The sequence below is a fragment of the Pseudomonas defluvii genome, assembly GCF_001695625.1.
In the GTDB taxonomy this organism is placed as follows: Bacteria; Pseudomonadota; Gammaproteobacteria; order Pseudomonadales; family Pseudomonadaceae; genus Aquipseudomonas; species Aquipseudomonas defluvii.
In genome coordinates, this window is sequence record NZ_MBPN01000341.1 from 1 (window position 1) to 370 (window position 370).

A 370-nucleotide genomic window follows, 5' to 3' on the forward strand; every position below is an offset into this window, starting at 1 on the left:
CCTCTGACGCTACCCAACTGCGCTTCAACCCCGACTTCAAGGCGCAGTTCCGCCGCTGGCAGCAGCAGGTCCTTGGCCTGCAACGGCAGATCGACGCCCAGCAGCGCACGCTGACACGCCCCGGCGCGCCTCACGATCAAGCCGCGACCCGCACTGCGTTACGCAGCTTGACCCTGCAACTGCAGGACCTGCATTTCAGTCGGCCGCATCAACTGCTGTTCACACTGTCCCCGGTCAACCGCCTGAACGTGCATGTCGACCACCTCCACCAACAACTGGGCGACCTTGGGCAGCAGGAGGCCCTGGCCCAGCACCGCCTCAAAAGCCAACAACGCGAGCGCTTCAACGCCCGCAGCCGCGAATGGATGGG

1 protein-coding gene is annotated in these 370 nt (G+C 65.1%); it reads left to right on the top strand.

All coding sequences use genetic code 11. The features are described from left to right. Nucleotides 1-370 (top strand): hypothetical protein (locus EKA13_RS28060; protein ID WP_176717505.1); only part of this gene is annotated, 370 nt, incomplete at both ends.